This window comes from Nitrosospira briensis C-128 (genome assembly GCF_000619905.2).
In the GTDB taxonomy this organism is placed as follows: Bacteria; Pseudomonadota; Gammaproteobacteria; order Burkholderiales; family Nitrosomonadaceae; genus Nitrosospira; species Nitrosospira briensis.
Map to the genome: position 1 here is coordinate 2702233 of NZ_CP012371.1, position 18325 is coordinate 2720557.

General features: G+C 50.3%; 15 protein-coding genes and 2 pseudogenes. 7 read left to right on the top strand and 10 right to left on the bottom strand.

The window, feature by feature from the left end; genetic code table 11:
- Nucleotides 1-44: 44 nt before the first annotated feature.
- A pseudogene (locus F822_RS14965) lies at nucleotides 45-236 on the top strand (integrase core domain-containing protein); the annotation flags it as partial.
- A gap of 29 nt (nucleotides 237-265) precedes the next feature.
- On the opposite strand, the gene F822_RS12315 reads toward F822_RS14965, so the two are convergent.
- From F822_RS12315 to F822_RS12350, 9 genes and pseudogenes are all read right to left on the bottom strand, one after another.
- The gene (locus F822_RS12315; RefSeq protein ID WP_053111350.1) at nucleotides 266-3823 is read right to left on the bottom strand and encodes a CHAT domain-containing protein; all 3558 of its coding nucleotides are present in this window, start codon (nucleotides 3821-3823) and stop codon (nucleotides 266-268) included.
- Between the two features lie 263 nt (nucleotides 3824-4086).
- On the bottom strand, nucleotides 4087-4683 hold the full coding sequence (locus F822_RS12320; protein WP_025042074.1) for a hypothetical protein: 597 nt from the start codon (nucleotides 4681-4683) through the stop codon (nucleotides 4087-4089).
- Entirely contained in the window at nucleotides 4680-5474 is a 795-nt protein-coding gene (locus F822_RS12325; RefSeq protein ID WP_025042073.1) for an RNA polymerase sigma factor, read from the bottom strand. The genes F822_RS12320 and F822_RS12325 overlap by 4 nt, the downstream gene beginning before the upstream one ends.
- A 42-nt stretch (nucleotides 5475-5516) precedes the next feature.
- Nucleotides 5517-6464 (bottom strand): DUF4407 domain-containing protein, encoded by a 948-nt coding sequence (locus tag F822_RS12330; protein WP_025042072.1) that lies wholly within the window; start codon nucleotides 6462-6464, stop codon nucleotides 5517-5519.
- Between the two features lie 19 nt (nucleotides 6465-6483).
- Nucleotides 6484-7095, bottom strand: a complete 612-nt coding sequence (locus F822_RS12335) for a hypothetical protein (protein WP_025042071.1) — start codon at nucleotides 7093-7095, stop codon at nucleotides 6484-6486.
- Nucleotides 7096-7518: 423 nt separating this feature from the next.
- The gene (locus F822_RS15795) at nucleotides 7519-8079 is read right to left on the bottom strand and encodes an IS3 family transposase (RefSeq protein WP_231623607.1); all 561 of its coding nucleotides are present in this window, start codon (nucleotides 8077-8079) and stop codon (nucleotides 7519-7521) included.
- A gap of 47 nt (nucleotides 8080-8126) precedes the next feature.
- Nucleotides 8127-8333 (bottom strand): annotated as a pseudogene (locus tag F822_RS15925) (IS3 family transposase); the annotation flags it as partial.
- On the bottom strand, nucleotides 8330-8632 hold the full coding sequence (locus F822_RS15805) for an IS3 family transposase (RefSeq protein ID WP_025042070.1): 303 nt from the start codon (nucleotides 8630-8632) through the stop codon (nucleotides 8330-8332). The gene F822_RS15805 and the pseudogene F822_RS15925, both read right to left, overlap by 4 nt.
- A gap of 35 nt (nucleotides 8633-8667) precedes the next feature.
- The gene (locus F822_RS12350) at nucleotides 8668-9516 is read right to left on the bottom strand and encodes an IS5 family transposase (protein ID WP_025042069.1); all 849 of its coding nucleotides are present in this window, start codon (nucleotides 9514-9516) and stop codon (nucleotides 8668-8670) included.
- 432 nt (nucleotides 9517-9948) lie between these two features.
- Here F822_RS12350 and F822_RS12355 point away from each other — a divergent pair, with 432 nt between their 5' ends.
- Complete coding sequence (locus tag F822_RS12355) at nucleotides 9949-10842, top strand: hypothetical protein (protein ID WP_025042068.1); 894 nt, start codon at nucleotides 9949-9951, stop codon at nucleotides 10840-10842.
- 120 nt (nucleotides 10843-10962) lie between these two features.
- Here the strand turns inward: F822_RS12355 and nirK are convergent, their stop codons facing one another.
- Complete coding sequence (gene nirK / locus F822_RS12360) at nucleotides 10963-12354, bottom strand: copper-containing nitrite reductase (RefSeq protein WP_025042067.1); 1392 nt, start codon at nucleotides 12352-12354, stop codon at nucleotides 10963-10965.
- Between the two features lie 207 nt (nucleotides 12355-12561).
- On the opposite strand from nirK, the gene F822_RS12365 reads away from it, so the two are divergent.
- The 5 genes from F822_RS12365 (at nucleotide 12562) to F822_RS12385 (ending at nucleotide 18318) form a co-directional block, all read left to right on the top strand.
- Nucleotides 12562-13344: a Stp1/IreP family PP2C-type Ser/Thr phosphatase gene (locus F822_RS12365; RefSeq protein ID WP_051536771.1), complete on the top strand. Its 783-nt coding sequence runs from the start codon at nucleotides 12562-12564 to the stop codon at nucleotides 13342-13344.
- Between the two features lie 149 nt (nucleotides 13345-13493).
- Nucleotides 13494-14693 carry an ADP-forming succinate--CoA ligase subunit beta gene (sucC, locus tag F822_RS12370; RefSeq protein ID WP_025042065.1) on the top strand — a complete coding sequence of 400 codons (1200 nt, stop codon included), beginning with the start codon at nucleotides 13494-13496 and terminating at the stop codon, nucleotides 14691-14693.
- 1 nt (nucleotide 14694) lies between these two features.
- On the top strand, nucleotides 14695-15573 hold the full coding sequence (gene sucD / locus F822_RS12375; protein ID WP_025042064.1) for a succinate--CoA ligase subunit alpha: 879 nt from the start codon (nucleotides 14695-14697) through the stop codon (nucleotides 15571-15573).
- Between the two features lie 204 nt (nucleotides 15574-15777).
- Nucleotides 15778-16689, top strand: coding sequence for a CobD/CbiB family protein (locus F822_RS12380; RefSeq protein ID WP_025042063.1), 912 nt, complete (start codon nucleotides 15778-15780; stop codon nucleotides 16687-16689).
- Between the two features lie 105 nt (nucleotides 16690-16794).
- Complete coding sequence (locus F822_RS12385; protein WP_025042062.1) at nucleotides 16795-18318, top strand: helicase HerA-like C-terminal domain-containing protein; 1524 nt, start codon at nucleotides 16795-16797, stop codon at nucleotides 18316-18318.
- Nucleotides 18319-18325 lie beyond the last annotated feature (7 nt).

Here is an 18325-nt window from a genome sequence, read left to right on the forward strand (position 1 = left end):
TGAATTCTACTTCTGAACTGTCTACTTGACGGGGAAGCTTACGATTCAATGGCCGGCTGCGCGATGAATGTCTGAATACTCACGAATTCGAATCCCTGGAGCAGGCAAAGCGTATCATCGAAGCATGGCGGCGCGACTATAATGATCACAGGCCCCACGGTTCGCTTGGAAAACTGACCCCAAACGAATACGTTAAATCCAACCAGGTCAGATTGCCAGAAGCGGCCAGATTCTAGTTTTGAATCCCAGCAAAATTGGGGGGACGTCACAACCAATTACCCATTAAGATAAAAGGTGCCCAAAAGAAAGGGTGGGCATAGGGTTTTGCAGGATCTGGCACATATATAGGTGCGCTTGTAATATTGACTCTAGTCTCTGCTTTTCGGGGTATGTGTGAAAAAGTTGGAAGCGGGTGCTTGCCATATATCAGTGTCAATTGTGCTTCACGTAGCGCATTGGCCTTATTGAATCCTTTTTCCTGCCGCAAATGATAAAGTGCTTGCATAAAAATCGCTGTGCTTCGATCAGCCACTTTCCAAAGTGTGGCCAGTACACTTTTGGCACCCTGCCGTTGCGCTAAAGCGCCAAAACCTTCTATTTCATCCCCACTTCCGTCCTGAGCACCACCAAGCCCAGTCTCACAAGCCGAAAGCGTCATCATATCTATCGAATCAAATTTCCATCCGCCAGATCGTAGTTCATCCAATGAGAGTTGTTTTCCGTCACCGAGTAATAAGAAGGACTTTGATACCGTTCCTGGAATAAAAACGAAGTGGCTGGCAATATGTAATATAGGATAATCCTGCTCTAGCACATTTCGTAGGCGTGCTTCGGTAAATTCTTTATCCAAATATATTTTACCCGGCAATACACCATCTATGGTTTTCCTAACACCGACATAGATTATGCCATCCAACTCCTGCCTAACTGCCGGCAATATTTTAAATAAGCCAGTGGCTTGCGTGATGCCGAATCCAGCTGCTCTCCATCGAGTCGAAGGCTTATCACGTAGTTTCGCCTTCGCAAGCTCACTATACATTACCACCGGATAACGCTCGGTAAGATAAGCCTTGCCATCATGCAAGGCACTTATAGGCAGATAACGCAAGCTATCGTCTAGCGATAGCATGAGCATCTGGGCATTGGCTCGCTCCAAATCCTGCGCTATCGGGGCAATCAATAATTGATACAATGCTTGTGCCAGCGGACGCGGATCGAGAGCAGGATTTTCTATTATTCGCCCGAACTCTGCTATTTTTCGATTGAGTTCTTTTTCTTGAATTTTTGTGTTTCTTGCAAATTGCATCTGAGGTGTAGTCAGAATTATACGGATATGTGTATCAGTAACCAGATACTGAAGCAACACAACACCATTTCCCAGCGATGTCAGCAACTCGCGAAGCTGACTAGGAATTTGTTTGTCTATCGCCATCCGCACCTGTTTTTTTGCTGTTTCCAATTGTTTTGGGACAGCATTATGTAAGGACACCATGTTCTTTGCTTGTGCGGCCAGCTGTTGCTTGATTCGTTTGCGTTGTTGCTCTATTTGGGATGTAAGTCCAGGCTCAATTTTTTTATTCAATGTATTAAGTTGGTCAACCAATATAGCGCTCTCATTTCCAAGTTTTTCGATGTGTTCCGCGATTAACTTCTCGGTCTGATTGTAACTAATGCGCGTACTGCGAGGATCTGCTTTGATATCACGCTGAATGAAGTCAAAATACTCATCTTCCTTAAGTATAGACAGTACTTCCTGGGCTTCAGTTAATCTTCCTGCTACGATCAACAGATCGGCCAGTTGTTTATATACTTCCTTGTTCTTGCTCAATAGAGATTTCTGAAGAACCATGTCTAACCCTAGGGACTGGCCTCGTATGGTTTGCATGGTATTAACCGCTGCTTTTAGATAGAAAATCGCCGCAGCAGAATCGCCATGTTTAGCATAAAAGTATCCAATATCTCTTTGTACTAACTTTAACGTTTCAGGTACGCGCGCGGACTGGGCGGAATAATAAGCACGGCGATATAACGGCATAGCTTTATCATATTCGCCAAGGCTATCGTACAGTGCCGCCAGATTGTTTAAACTGGCAGCGGTCTCGGGGTGCTCTGGGCCAAGCACCTTTTCCCGGATAGCAAGGGCGTGCTGAAGTAGTGGCAATGCCCTATCGTATTCATCAAGAGTGTTGTATAAGACCGCCAGATTATTGAGACTGCTAGCCGTATCAGTGTGCTCTGGGCCAAGCACCTTTTCCCGAATAGCAAGGGCGCGTTGCAGTAGTGGCAATGCCCTGTCGTATTCATCAAGAGTGTTGTATAAGACTGCCAAGTTATTGAGACTGCTAGCGGTGTCGGTGTGTTCTGGGCCGAGAGCCTTTTCTCGAATGACTAATGCGCGCTGATATAACGGCATCGCCTTATGATATTCGCCAAGTATTCTGTAAAGCGCAGCCAAATTATTAAGGCTGCCCGCCGTATCAACATGATTTAATCCAAGAAATTTTTCCCGGATTGCAAGAGCGCGCTCATATAAAGGTAGCGCTTTATCGTATGCACTCAGCTTTTGATTCAATACTGCCAAAATATCCATGCTGTTGGCTGTATCAATATGTTCTGAGCCAAGAATTTCTTCCCGGATTTTCAATGCTCGCTGATATAGCGGCATGGCTTTATCATATTCGCCAAGGGTGTCATACAGTGCCGCCAGATTATTCAAGCTAGTAGCGGTCTCGATGTGCTTCGGGCCGAGGGCTTTTTCTCGGACCTCCAATGCTCGCTGATATAGCGGCATTGCTTTATCATATTCGCCAAGGGTGTCATACAGTGCCGCCAGATTATTCAAGCTAGTAGCGGTCTCGGTGTGCTCCGGGCCGAGGGCTTTTTCTCGGACCTCCAAGGCCCGTTGATATAACGGCATGGCCTTATCATATTCGCCAAGGGTGCCGTATAGTGCCGCTAAGCTATTCAAGCTAGTGGCTGTCGCAGTGTGCCCTGAGCCTAGCACCTTTTCCCGGATCGCTAGGGCGCGCTGGTACAATGGCAACGCTTTATCGTATTGATCGATCGATCGATATAACACAGCCAAGTTGTTGAGGCTGCTAGCGGTTTCAATATGTTCTGGTCCGAGAGCCTTTTCTCGTATCTCTAGAGCGCGCTGGTACAATGGCAACGCTTTATCGTTTTCTCCCAAGGTTTGATATAACACCGCGAGGTTATTTAGGCTCTGGGCAGTATCAGAATGCTCTGGCCCCAAGACCTTTTCCCGAATTGCTAGAGCTCGTTGATACAACGGCAACGCTTTATCGTATTGATCGATCGTTCGGAATAACACCCCTAGGTTATTTAGGCTCTGGGCAGTATCAGAATGCTCTGGCCCCAAGACCTTTTCCCGAATCGCTAGAGCTCGTTGATACAACGGCAACGCTTTATCGTATTGATCAATCGTTGCATACAAGCTTGCTAGGCCATTTAGACTAGTCGCCGTGTCGGGATGTTCTGAGCCAAGTATTTTTTCTCGAATTGTAAGAGAACGCTGATATAGTGGCAGCGCCCTATCGTATTGATCGATGGCTTGATACAACTTGGCTAGGCTATTCAGAGTTCGCGCGGTCTCTGCGTGCTCCAGACCGATAGTCTCTTCCTGAAGTGCAAGAATGCGCTGATACAGAGGTAGCGCCTCTTCATACTTACTTTGCTGGTATAACGCCAAAGCCTGTTGGTTTAATTGGGTAGCGTCGTCTTTTGCGCCAGAATATGCGCTGGCAGGAGAAAGGCTCATCATTAGAAGTAATGTGATGATGGGACCACGCACTATATGTTTCATTTCTTATTATCAATTAGACACAATCATAGATAAAATCTCTTTCGCCGGATAAAGTGAAAAAGACAATGTGGTGAAGATTCTTCCAGCAGACGTCCCGACATGGTGATTGGATGAAGAGTTTGCTAATCTAAAATGATAGTCTTAAGACAAGGCCGAATATCGCAATATCTTCGGATGGTTGTAATACAAAATATCTCGAAGATCCGTTTAAGCGGAGCTTCTCGACTTCATGTTGCAATCCATGTTTGGATATCGTTATTTCGTTACGGTTTGGTCATTGGCCGAATATTCAGATTCAAGCTCATTTCTATCGGTGGCTTAATGTGATTGTTCTTCAGAAAGGTTTCCACCTCTTCTTTCCTTGGGTCTATGCCTTCAATCTTGAGTGAAATTTCATCCCCTATGCGCTCGACTTGATAGTTGATGCGGAGCCGATCTAATTCGGAAGTAAGATGTGTCAAATGTTTTTCCGGATCCACCGCCAACACAATTTGCATATCACCCAAACCACGTATGGCTTCTGCCTCATTTTGCAGTGGATCTTGATGTAGATGAGTAAGATATACCAAGCCTACGCTCAGCATCACGGATGCAGCTACAGCAAACCGAACAAAACGCTTGTTGAGATTTGAGTATCGACCTGTTTCAATTAAGCCTTCACGGCGCAAACGAAACATGAGTTGTTCGTAATGTGCCGCGTCAGCTTTGGGAATTTCCGCTGCTATTTGCTCGTTACGTGCTTTCAAAGCTTTGCGCAACGCCAAAGCTTCACGATTGATCTCTGGATCTGCAGCGGGATCAGGGTTGCCTGCTAACGCAGCAAACCACTGTTCATCTTGTATGTTAGGAGGTTGTGTCATGAGGATAATAATCCCTTGCAATGAATTATAAATGGTTCGAATTTTTTTCTGCACTGGCTCAGATATTCCCGGGTAGCCGAAAGGGTTCGACCAATTTTGATGCTAATTTCTTTGTCACTCACCCCATCCATCTTCATTTCGAGAACATGGACGCGTAGAGGATGCTCCCTGCTAAACGCCTCAAGTCCCGCGCAGACGCAATCAGCAACGGCTCTGGGGTTGTTGGATATCACGAATGCTCCTTTCTCAACTTCATGGTCATCGTTTTCGTTATCTCTCACATTCTCTATATCCCGTTCATACATTGTTTTTTGCGAAGGATCTTTTTCATTGCGGCAATGCGGCTCGATCTCACAGTCAAGATTCTTTGTTACTTCGTCGAGTTTCTCCGCATCGGAAGGCAGATCTGCAGCATCGTTTTCGGTGGATTCCCTACCGCGGGACTCATCCTTCGATTGATAACCGGAAAAAAAATTCTCCTGTTCTTCATGTTCACGCAACGCGTCTTTATAACGAGAATGTTTACGAAAATGATCAATTAGACAATTCCGGGCTATCCGCCAAATCCAGGCTTTAGCTTTTTCCTCCCCTGAAAAATTTGTTGCGCCTCTAACAATATTCACAACTGTCTCTTGAAGCACGTCCCATGCTTCCTCTATAGAAACGCGTCCGCGTTTAATAAAAAAAGAAAGCATGTGTTGTGCATGGTTGTCGTAAAGGGCCTTGCATCCTGCTTGTGTTTCTTTGCCGCCGCTACGAATTAATCTTATTATTTCTTCTTCAGTTATCATTCCCAGGTCCGCTCCTTTCTTGCCCAGATTGCATATTCCTTCCTAAACCGTAGAGCTTACACTATTTGAGTAAATGTTTTTAAGGAGCTTTCTGGCATTGGCAGTTGGAGATGTTTCTGCATCCTTGAGGCGCTCGGCATTATGCCGGATTACATCCTCACGAAGTTTTTCGATCTGATCATCAACGGTTTCCCCGAAAAACAATTTGGTCAACACAACCATAAGCTCAAAAAATAAGATTAGCGCAAAGCATAGTAACCATACAATCAGAGCAGCGTTATTGTTCGATACGTAGCTATGCAAGGCTTTTAAACGCGTAAGCAATCCTTCTTCTTCAAAAGTAGAAGTTAAAGAATTTGCCAATTCCTGAGTCTTATCTTTATAAATTTCTTCGAGCTTATGCTGCGCATCAATATAGTCTTGGCGGAAGACTTCGGCTTGCCGAGACAGTTCACGGGATCTTGGTCCAAGGATGGGGATTCCACTACCACACTTGCCATTAGCTTCACAATTGGCTTCTTCTTGCTTGTCTAACCAGCCAATTCTCGCCTTATCCAAAATTTCCTTCTGAGAAGAAGCTAACCTTTCATATTTAGCACTTATATCGATTCTTTTATCTCTAAGCAGTTGCTGCGTTATATCTTTGTTGAATATAACCAAGTCAACCATGCCAGAACCTAAAGTAGCAATTATTACACCGATCAATATGCGGCTAAAATTCACATACCAGACCTTAGGTGCGACCAGAATTAGCCGCTCAACCAGGTAAATCAATCCTGCCCAAAAAAGTGTAATCAATGCAGAGGTCACCATTCCCAACTCGAATATCATGGAGGCTATTGCGTAGCTGGATACCGCCCAGATTGTTACGGGGATATGGAGGGCAATGGCAAATGCTTTCATGCGCCTAACGGTGGCAGGTTGCCACAACTTTACTATTGCCGGTTCTTCACCGACGACATAACACATATACCTTGTAGCAAAATTCATGATTTGGCTCCTTCTTAAGCTAATATTTTGGAAGAGTGGTTGCGCGTAACCCATCGTGAAAGCCCATTTGATACCGATTTAGGGATCCCAGTACCCAGCCGGTGCCCTTTGCAGCTTTTTCGGATTGCTCCCTCAAGTCTATTATGTCCTTCCCCATACGCTCTTGGGCTAACCTCAGTCGATTGCTCAGACGAGGATCGACTCCTTCAATTTCTATGAGTTGATCTTGTAACTTATATATATTTGCGTCTTTTTGTTCCATAAGTGCCATGAGAGTAATCTCAAATTTTGCGATGATTAAAGTTCTCCCAAGCTCCAATGCTGCATGCGACTTAAGCGTCGCGCCATCGTGACGGCCGACGGCGTGGTAGTCCACGTTAAAGAAAGCAACTAACTCGGGCGCATTTATTAATCCATCGCTTCTTTCATAATTTGCTTCTGTATTTAAAATCTGCGCGGTGTTATAGTCACCTATGACAGATGCAGGTAAGTGAGCCACCTCCCCTACGGATGGGCTGTTTAGCTCTACTCTGCTGGTCTGCCCTTGTGGGGATGTAGGGGAATTCTCACTGGGGGGAGTACTAAATATCGAATGAAGCGACTTCCATGAAAATAATTGGTGCAATTTCATAATTCCCTCCGTTTTAGATTATCGGTCTACAGAAATCTCTGCCTTACGTAGAAATAGACGAGGCGATCCGAATTATGTCAGGATTATTTATAAGATATTGATTAATAAGACGATTGCAAACTGACCTGAGCATACAAACCCCAGTGTTGTATGCAGAAAATAAGGAATTGATACGCTGGCTGGCCTTCTAGCCAAGCCTTTGTAGTTTGTGCACCATCCGTTCACGTGCGGCAAGCAAGGCGGACAGTTCCACGGGATGGGTAGTCATCCCTTTGAAGTTGCGTTGGTATTCCTGGTCAATATCGCGCAGTGTCGGAAACAGGACTTCATGAACGGGGCGGTTGTGACTGGCTAGGTAGACAGAAGTGGTCCCGATTGTTTGAACAACGACCGGAGTATTTTAAGTGGAATCTCTGCTGATTTTCACGCTGCCAGTTCGACCGTCGGCAGCATCACGGCATAAGCTTCATCAGGTGTTTTCTTGCCCAGACTCGAATGTGGTCTGGATCGGTTGTACCAATCCATGTATTGCATAATTGATGATCTGGCTTCGGTGACCGAGTCATAGGCATGTAAATACACCCGCTCGTATTTCACCGATTTCCACAGGCGCTCGACGAACACTTTATCTCTCCAGGCCCCGCGCCCATCCATGCTGGGTTTGCACCCCTGTTCCTTGACCGCCTGCAAGAATTCATGGGTGGTGAACTGCCTGCCTTGGTCGGTGTTCACAATTTCCGGCCTACCGTGGCGGCTGAATGCTTCTTGCAACACATCGACTGCATGGCAGGCCTCCAGCGTGATCGCTACCTTTGCTGCCAATACACGCCGTGAGGCCCAATCCACGACGGCGGTAAGGTAGACGAAGCCTTTGGCCATCGGAATGTAGGTCGTGTCCAGTGCCCAAACCTGGTTGGCCCGATTGATGGCAAGGCCCCGCAGCAGGATAAAGGGTGCTTCTTGCTGGTGCCCGGCTTTCTGTATAGCGCCTCTATGCCCATGCGTTTCATCAACGTGCCGACGTGCTTGCGTCCAACATCGTACTCCGCCCGATTAAGCTGGTCACGCAGCATCCGTGCACTCATGAAGGGATTCTCCAGGTGCAATTCGTCAATGCGGCACATGAGCGCCAGATCGGCAGGGCTGACAGGTCTGGGTAGATAGTACACGCTGCCCCGGCTGATGCCGGTCAGTTGGGCCTGACGACTGATTGAAAGTGCGTGGTTGCCGTCTATCATCGCTTTGCGCTCAGCAATCCCAGCTTGGTGAGCGCACTTTCTAAAAAATCATTCTCCAGCGTCAGCTGCCCAATCTTGGCATGCAATACCTTCAGATCAACCGGCGGCTCAGCCACAGCGGTCCCACCAAATACGTCGGCCGCTCGCTCGCTGAGTTGCCGTTTCCACTCGGTAATCTGGTTGGGATGCACTTCAAACCGCTGTGCCAGTTCAGCCAGCGTCTTATCGCCAGCTAGCGCTGCCAGTGCCACTTTGGCTTTGAACACCGCTGAATGGGTTCGTCTCGATCTTTTTGCCATTTTCTCTGCTCCATGTCGAAGCCCCGCAGGGACCATCAAAAGGTAGCAGATTTTCCACTTATGGATTTGTTCAAACTCTTGGGGCCACTTCTGTCGTGGCGCTGTTGCGCATGAATCCTCTTGGCAATCTCCAATAACCGCTTGAGTCCAGGGTGTTCCTGTCCCGCTTCTGTCTGTTGCAACCCCACCTTGCGCTCGATGTCGCGAATCACCCGCCCCAGGTAGGTCCTGAGCCGCTTCTGTTCCCGTTTCGCGCGCCGCATCTGCCGGGCATGGGCATAGCGCCCATTCATCATGAGCGCGCGTTTCGATACCCGCTCGTAGCTTTGACGCAGGTCAATTCCCCTCTGTTTCGCCAGCCGTACCAATGCACCTCTGGCCTTGTGGTACAGCCTGGCGTCGGTCGGGAAGGCAATCGCCTTGTCCTGAACCGTGGTGTCGACGTTGACGATTGCAACGGATGCCCTGGATACTGTCTTGGTGTTGAGCCCCGCCACTACCGTGAGGCCCAGCATGAATTCGCAACCTTCTTTTCCTATGCGCTCACGAAACCGTGTCATCTGGCTGGGGTTGATCGGGATCTCGTGACGAAAGTATTCTTCTCCGCAAAGGTATTGCCAGTAGGGATTCTCTACCCAACGTGCCACCACGGTTTCATCCGATTCGTTGAAGGTGTGTTTGAGGTAGTGCAGTCCAACCATCAACCGGATCGGGATGCCGGGATGGCCTTCCTCTGAATACAGGGCACCAAAGTGATCTTCCACTACCGTCCAGTCTATCTTCCCACCCAGCCGGTACAGCGCATGGCGCTGATCCAGTATCTGCTCCAGCCGCATCCGGAAAAGATCATCACAACCACTGCGTTCTTGCTTCTTTGGCTTCATCTCAATTCACCAGAAATCAGGGGGTAACAACCTGATTCTGGCAAATCCCACGCCTTTTTAATACCCAAAACGTCAATATTTGTGCGGGTTTGGAAGGTATTTCAGGAGCGACTAGTTACAGTTACTGGCTGAAGACTTCAGTTTCTGCAATGGTGAGCATAGATACGCAATACGGCGCCCCCGTACCATGTCAAATTAAATGGTAGAGGTTTGGGGATAATCAGGCGTTTCCAGCAACCGGATTGATACCGGCGTATTTGAGCGATACTTTATATATCCTCCCCTGAGCGAAACCTCCAGCCTTCCTTGCATTTTTCAGAATCTTGGCTATCGTTAATATAGCTGACCATGCAATTTCGATGCGCAAACCTGGTGACAGCTTGCGTTGGGCCGCAGCGTTTCGAGGAACGGGTCTTTCTAGAGGAGGCGAAGATGAAAAACAAATTAATCGTCTGGATCGCTGGATTCGGATTGGTAAGCGGAATTGCCGGTTGCTCCAGTATACCCACTGTCTTTACCGATATTGACGTTCCGGGGGCTGTATCCACTCATCCGCGTGGCATAAACAACGCCAGCTCGGCGGGGTCCGCCTCCATTGTTGGGTACTATGTCGATAAAGCAGGAAATATCAATGGGTTCCAGCGAGATCTTCAAACCAGTTTTGTCACGCTTGTCGTTGACGGAGCCATTGAGGTTAAAGCTTTCGACATTAATAATTCCGGCCCCGGCGAGATTGTGGGCACCGTTCGCGACGCATTCGGGCAGCGCGCGTTTCTGTTGGATGGCGGCGTTATATCCTTTCCCGGTAATCCCCCGATTCCCACTGCCTATGGCATTAACGATGGCGGGCTCATAGTCGGCACCTTCTCGGACATGGCGGGCAGGAATTACGGCTTTACCTTTCCGCCCGGCCCCAGCGGTCCCATCAGCGTATTCAACGACCTGTCGACGCAAACCTTCGGCATTAACAACACGCGAAGAATGGTAGGAACCCTACAGGAGGCCACCGGTGAATTCAACGCTTTTTATTTGTCGGGACCTGACATTGCGAGCGCCGAGCGCATCGTTATCCCAGGCGCTACCAGAAGCGATGCTTACGGCATCAACGATGCCGATGCGCCGGATGAGGTCAGGCACGTTGGAACCTATACCAAGGACGGGATCGACCGGGGATTTATATTTACGGAAGCGCGCGGCGTGGAAACATTTAACGTTCCGCGAGCAAAGCATACACGCGCGTTTGGCATCAATGACGCTGGAGAGATCGTAGGGGAATATGTTGACTCCTTCGATCACACGCATGGTTTTCTAGGAACCTTTCGCTGATCGAAACCATTCTTGGCTGCAGCTCTTTTTGGACTGTGTAGTGGCGTGGCGTGAGAAGCTTCGAGCCGATGCGTAGCAGTACGGTTTGAAGCTATTTCGTTCCTGCCGTCGCCGTCGGCATTATTCCTGACGTCCGGAGGTAACGCCGGTCTTTTCGCTGCTGTTGAATATTGCCGGGTTTGGCTTGCCATTGACCGTCAGGAAACCTGCCAGCCCTTTCTCCATGCGCGACAGCGCGTGGTCGACCAGTATGTATTGACCCGGATAATCCACCTTGAACTCTACTATGGTGGCGCCGCCAGGCGGGACAAGCGTGGTTTGTACGTCGGTTAGCCGCGGACTGGTCAGCGAGGCATGGTCATATACTTTATCGAACACCTCTCCGATGACGTGAAAACTCGAGGTTAGATTGGGACCACCCACGCCGAAGTATATTCGCACGTTTTCGCCCACGTTGGCTTTCATTCTGTACGTTTTCGTGAGCGCATCCATGGTTCCATTGAACATAAGGTGACCCGGATTCTCGGCGAGAAGTTTTTCGAGCGAAAACTCATGCAAGCCTGGGGCGCCATGCCGTTGCGCGGTGTAGAGCTCGCCCTGCATTACGTAGAATTCCCTGTCAACCTCCGGCATACCGCCTTCCGGTTCAACCAGAATCATTCCATACATGCCATTTGCGATGTGCTGAGCGACCATGGGAGTCGCACAATGATAAACGAATAGTCCCGGGTGCAGTGCCTTGAAAGTGAAGCTCTTGTGCTGACCAGGCGCAACCTGGGTGACTGTTGCGCCTCCGCCCGGACCCGTAACCGCGTGAAAATCTATCGAATGGATATGGGCGCTGTCTTTTGCATTGCGCAGCTTGACAGTAACTGTGTCGCCCATCCTTATGCGCACAAATGGGCCCGGCACCTTGTTGTTGAAGGTCCAGTATTTATAGGTGCTGCCATCCGAGAGGCGACCCTCGATCTCGGTGGATTCGAGATCCAGCATCACGTGTTTTGGCCCGCGGTTACCGACAGGTTCGCCTACCGCATGGGGATCCTGTGCAACATCTATTGCATTGCTTTTTGCCTGCTCCTCCGGGGTACCCACGATGAGTTGGCCAAACATTCCGGCGGCCTTATGGCCAGGCAGCGTGCAGAGGTATTCAAACTTGCCGGTGCGCGTTGCACGGAATACTATCGTAGTGGCTGCGCTTTTTGCCGTGATATTGCCGGACTTCACACTGAACTCGGGAATGGCGATGTCGTGAACGGCGCCGTCGCCATTGATCAGGTTGATCTGGACAACCGCGCCTTCGGGTACTTTCAGATCTGGGTTGATCTTGCTCGAAATGGCATCGGTTTCACCGATAAAGACCAGTTTGCCGTCCGCGATGTCGGTGCGCAAGGTAAAGGTAACATCGGGCGTGTAAGTAACGGCATCGCCATGATTGTGTTCGGCGGCAAACGATATCGAGCTGAAGCTCGATATATAAACCGTCGCCAACAGAAAAATCAGTGCCCGCATGCTTTCTCTTTTGACAAGTTAGACATTATGGCAGTACCCGTACTGTGGGATGCTTCCATGAAGCTTGCCTTCCTGATAAGAATACCTGCTTTAATCAGAACTGTATATCCGTCCGGTATGTCAAATGGCATGAGTAATTGATCATGTGCTATCGGATGTTTTGCCCGGACCTGTGAATTCCCTGGATTTTGATCACCTGGATACGATATGGTCAAGCTGATTTCGGCAGGCGCAACTGACATCGGACTGTTACGCAACAATAATGAGGATGCCTACCTGGTCATGCCTGAAGCCGGGCTTTTTGCAATCTCGGACGGGATGGGCGGCGCGGCGGCGGGTGAGATTGCCAGTCGTTATTTTATTGAAACGGCGCAGGCTGTTTTTCGCAGCCGTGCTTCTTCATTCAGTGAAACAAACCATGAACTTGCCCGAAAAGTCTTCAGGTGTTCAAATGAACGGATATTCGAACATACCGCACAGTATCCAGATGACGAAGGGATGGGATGTACCGGCGATCTTCTGGTGTTTGATGGGGACAGGTATGTTATCGGTCACGTCGGAGACAGCAGGATCTACTTGCTGAGGGATGGCATCTTGCGGCAGTTGACCAAAGACCACTCCTTGGTGCAGCGCCTGGTGGACAGTGGAACACTGATGCCGGAGGAAGCGAAACATCACCCGCGGAAAAATATCATCCTGCAAGCGCTTGGGATAGATCCATCGGTGTCGTTCGATATTCTGGAAGGTGCGGGATTCAGCCATGACATTTTTTTGCTATGTACGGATGGGCTAACGGATATGGTCGCGGATTCAGCGATCCAGGAGATCCTGCTTTCCTCGATATCGATCCAGCACAAGGTCAAAGAGCTGATCGCGGCGGCTATTGCTGCAGGGGGAAGAGATAATGTCACGGTAATACTATGTGAAGTAAATATCGATCAGGATTCAGCGGATTCATCCATTAAGCAAGACGGCAATCACGCCGATTGATGATTTTGGCATATAGCCGGACAATTCGATAGGGATAACCCTGTGAGAAGTTCGGTATTCGTGTTAGCTCATTCGAAACTGCTGCCTTCTTCATGCAACGTCGCTAAACGAATAGGATATACTTGGTTTTCCGCGTTACTGGAGAGGCCATGAAAATCCATGAATACCAGGCTAAACAGATTTTGCGGGAATTTGGCGTTAGCACGCCCCCGGGAATCGGTTGTGTTAGTGTTGAGGAAGCGGTCGAGGCTGCCAGAAAGCTGGGTGGTGGCGTGTGGGCGGTTAAAGCACAGATTCACGCCGGCGGGCGTGGCAAGGGGGGGGGCGTAAAAGTAGTCAGGTCGCTTGATGAGGTAAAGCAGTTCGCTGAAAAAATACTGGGTATGACGCTGGTTACGCATCAGACCGGCCCGCGCGGCCAGGTTGTCCGGCGTCTTCTGGTAGAGCAGGGGATTGATACCCGAAGAGAGTTTTATATCGGCCTGGTGGTTGATCGAAGTAGCCGGTGCGTGTGCCTGATGGCCAGTTCCGAAGGGGGAATGGATATCGAGGAGGTCGCGGCCAGGAACCCGGAAAAGATTCACAAGGTGTTGATCGATCCGATCATCGGGCTAACCGCCCAGGAGGCTGGCGACATTGCCGGCAAGATCGGGATCGCGGAAACAGCAGTGGAAGAAGCACGGGTTCTTTTACAGAGCTTGTACCAGGCCTATGACAGCACGGACGCCTCATTGGTCGAAATCAACCCGTTGATTCTTACCGCCGAGGATCATATCGTCGCGCTCGACGCGAAAATGAGTTTCGACGACAACGCGCTCTTCCGCCACCCTGATATTGCTGGCCTGCGGGATCTGGACGAGGAAGACCCGGCGGAGATTGAGGCATCCCAGCATGGTCTCTCCTATATCTCCCTGGACGGCAACATCGGTTGCCTGGTTAACGGCGCGGGTCTGGCGATGGCAACCATGGATATCATCAAGCTCTACGGCGGAAATCCGGCCAACTTTCTGGATGTCGGCGGGGGTGCTACTGCCGAAAAGGTGGCGGAAGCATTCAAGCTGATGTTATGCAACCCCAAGCTGCAAGCCATACTCGTAAACATATTTGGTGGCATCATGAAGTGCGACGTGATCGCGGAAGGTGTGGTGGCGGCGGCGCGGGAGCTGAAGCTGAACGTTCCGCTGGTGGTGCGCCTCGAAGGAACCAATGTGGATCTGGGCAAAAAAATCCTGAGTGAATCCGGACTGCGGATAATTTCCGCAGGAAATATGGCGGACGCTGCGGAGAAGGCTGTCATGGCCGCACAGTCGACGGCGCCGGCAACAGAATTTGCAACAAAAGGGGTGTAGTATGGCTATCCTCATCGACCGCCATACCCGTGTCATGACTCAGGGTATTACCGGTAAAACCGGGCAGTTTCATACTCGCATGTGCCGGGGTTATGCCTACGGAAAAAATTGTTTTGTCGCGGGCGTGAATCCGAAGAAAGCAGGCGAGGATTTTGAAGGCATTCCAGTTTTTGCTACCGTCCGGGAAGCAAAACAGGCAACCGGCGCGACGGTTTCCGTTATTTACGTGCCACCGCCATTCGCCGCCGCCGCTATTGACGAGGCCGTGGATGCGGAGCTGGACCTGGTAATCTGCATTACAGAAGGTATTCCGGTCCGCGACATGCTGCGTACCTGCCACAAGATGAAGGGGCGGAAAACCCGGCTGATCGGCCCCAACTGTCCGGGCATTATCACCCCCGGCGAAATCAAGATTGGCATTATGCCGGGTTACATCCATAAGCAAGGACGCGTGGGCGTGGTATCGCGTTCCGGCACGCTCACTTATGAAGCTGTGGCGCAACTGATGGAGCAGGGATTGGGCCAGTCCACCTGTATCGGCATTGGCGGTGACCCGGTGAATGGGCTGAAGCACCTTGATGTAATGAAATTGTTCAATGACGACGATGACACCGATGCGGTTTTGATGGTGGGTGAGATCGGCGGCTCCGATGAGGAAGATTGCGCCCGTTGGGCCAAGGAGCATATGAAGAAACCATTGGTGGGCTTTATTGCAGGTGTTACCGCGCCGCAAGGCAAGCGCATGGGGCATGCCGGCGCGGTCATCTCCGGTGGTAAGGGCACAGCACAGGAAAAGCTCGCCCTCATGGAAGAGTGCGGGATTAAAGTAACGCGAAATCCTGCCGAGATGGGCAAGTTGCTCAAATCAGTGTTGCGATGATATATAACCCGGATGTTTCATAAACGCGCGCCCTTGCTGGTCTTTTGTTTCGTATGAAAATTTCGTTCAGTCGGGCGTATGAATAACTACGCTACTCTTTCACAAAATTTCCCTACAAAACAAAATCCTGCGCAATCATCACGCAAATTTATGAAATATCCGGGATAAGAACGGAGTAGCAGGAACCTGTATGATTTTTTCGCAATGACCTTTTTCTCCTTGATCTCCGCTTTCCTGCTGGACCAGTGGCGTCCAGGCAGCGATCGCAATCGTTTCGTTTTGCTCTTTCTCTCCTATGCGGATTGGCTGGAGCAATATTTCAATACCGGTGCGCGCCGCCACGGCATAGCGGCCTGGATCGCCGCAATGACGCCGGTACTGATACTCTGGGGTTGGGTCTACTATTTATTGCATGGCCTTAACCCCTTGCTGGCGTGGGCGTGGAATGTAATTACGCTTTATCTCACCATGGGATTTCGCCAGTTCAGCTATTCATTCACCGAAATCAAGGATGCGCTCAAAAATGGGGATTTGCTCCTCGCTCGCAAGTTACTGAAGGAACTGCATGGAGTCAAAGCGGACAAGCTCGATAGCCAGGAAATCGCGCGGGTTACCATCGAGAGGGGGCTTGTCTATTCGCACCGTTATGTATTTGGGATTATTGTTTGCTTTGCCGTCCTGCCGGGACCGCTGGGCCCGGTGTTGTATCGCCTGGCGGAATTATTGGATGAACGTTGGAGCGACCGCCCGGATGCTTTTGGGGATTTTGCCGCAAAAGCATTCCAGATAATCGATTGGCTCCCGGCAAGGTTGACTGCGTTGAGCTTCGCCATTGCAGGTAATTTTGAGGATGCGGTTTATTGCTGGCGTGCGCAGGCGGCATCATGGGTAGACCAAAACCAGGGCATCATCCTCGCCAGTGGCGCGGGTGCCCTTGGGGTTTGCCTGGGTGATCCGTCGGAAGAAGCCGGTGGTACACATTATCGTCCCGAACTGGGTGTAGGCGAAGAAGCCGATGTGGATTTTCTGCAAAGTACGGTAGGCCTGGTCTGGCGTACCCTGGTGTTGTGGCTTCTGCTGCTTCTGATGCTCGATATTGCCGGTTGGGCAGGGTAAGAAAAAAGAGCCGATTGCCAGATTGCAGAAGCAGTATTAAAAACAACATTGCTGATGCATTGAAGTAATGCCGAACCAATTCTTAAGCCAATTTCCGAGGTTTTCATGACGAATCCGTTATTAATTGCCCGTTCTGACCATGCGATTGGGCTGCTACCCAACTTCGCCAATCGGCATGGGCTGATTACCGGCGCGACCGGCACCGGCAAAACCGTCACCCTGCAGGTGTTGGCCGAGCGATTCTCGTCAATCGGGGTGCCGGTATTCATGGCTGATGTCAAAGGAGACCTGGCGGGCCTTTCCGCTCCAGGCGAAGGTTCGCCCAAACTGAGGGAACGGCTTTCGCATCTCCAACTTGATGAGCCGCAATGGAAGGCATGCCCGGTTACATTCTGGGACATCTACGGAAAAGCAGGCCATCCCGTCCGTACAACGATTTCAGATATGGGGCCGTTGTTGCTTGGGCGGCTATTGAACCTGAACGACACGCAGCAGGGCGTGCTGACAATGGTGTTCAAGATAGCGGATGACAACGGACTGCTACTGCTTGACATAAAGGATCTGCGCGCGATGCTGCAATTCATCGGCACAAACGCGAAGAATTTCACCGTCCAGTATGGCAACGTTTCAGCGGCCTCGATAGGGTCTATTCAGCGTGCATTGCTGGAGATCGAGCAACAAGGAGGAGATAACTTCTTCGGCGAGCCGATGCTCGACATCAGTGACCTGATACAAACCGACAGCAATGGGCGTGGCACGATCAATATTCTTGCCGCCGAAAAGCTGATGAACTCGCCCAAGTTGTATTCCACTTTTTTACTGTGGATATTATCGGAGCTGTTCGAGCACCTTCCCGAAGTTGGCGATGAAGGGAAGCCGAAGCTGGTGTTTTTCTTCGACGAGGCCCATTTATTGTTTAGCGAAGCGCCCAGGGCATTGCTGGAGAAAATTGAGCAGGTGGTGAGATTGATACGCTCCAAGGGAGTAGGGGTATATTTTATCACGCAGAGTCCGCTGGATATCCCCGAAAGCGTTTTAGGCCAGCTTGGCAATCGAGTGCAGCATGCATTGCGCGCGTTTACCCCGAGAGACCAGAAGACCGTCAGGTCCGCAGCCCAAACCATGCGTGCCAATCCTGATTTTGATACCGAAAGGGTAATCACCGAGCTTGCTGTCGGCGAAGCTTTGGTGTCGTTTCTGGACGAGAAGGGCCGTCCCACCATGGTTGAGCGTGCGTTTATTTTGCCGCCGGCATCGAGAATAGGCCCCATTACCGATGCGGAGCGTGCGGCCATCATCAGGTCGTCGGTTATTTTCGGTCATTACGAACAGATAGTGGATCGCGAATCGGCATACGAGATTATCAGGAGCCGTACAGCCATAAAACAGCATGCCGAGAGTGAGGCAGATCCACAGCCGGCCAGGACGGGCTCAACGGATGCCGGCGGAGGCGTGATGGATATGCTGGGCGATATGCTGCTCGGCAAGACAGGTCCGCGCGGGGGCCGTCACCCCGGCATTCTCGATACGCTTGCCAAAAGCGCAGCTCGCTCTGCGGGTTCGCAGGTCGGCCGCGAGATCTTTCGAGGCGTTTTGGGTGGTATCTTCGGGGGCGGGCGCAGGCGTTGACGATTAC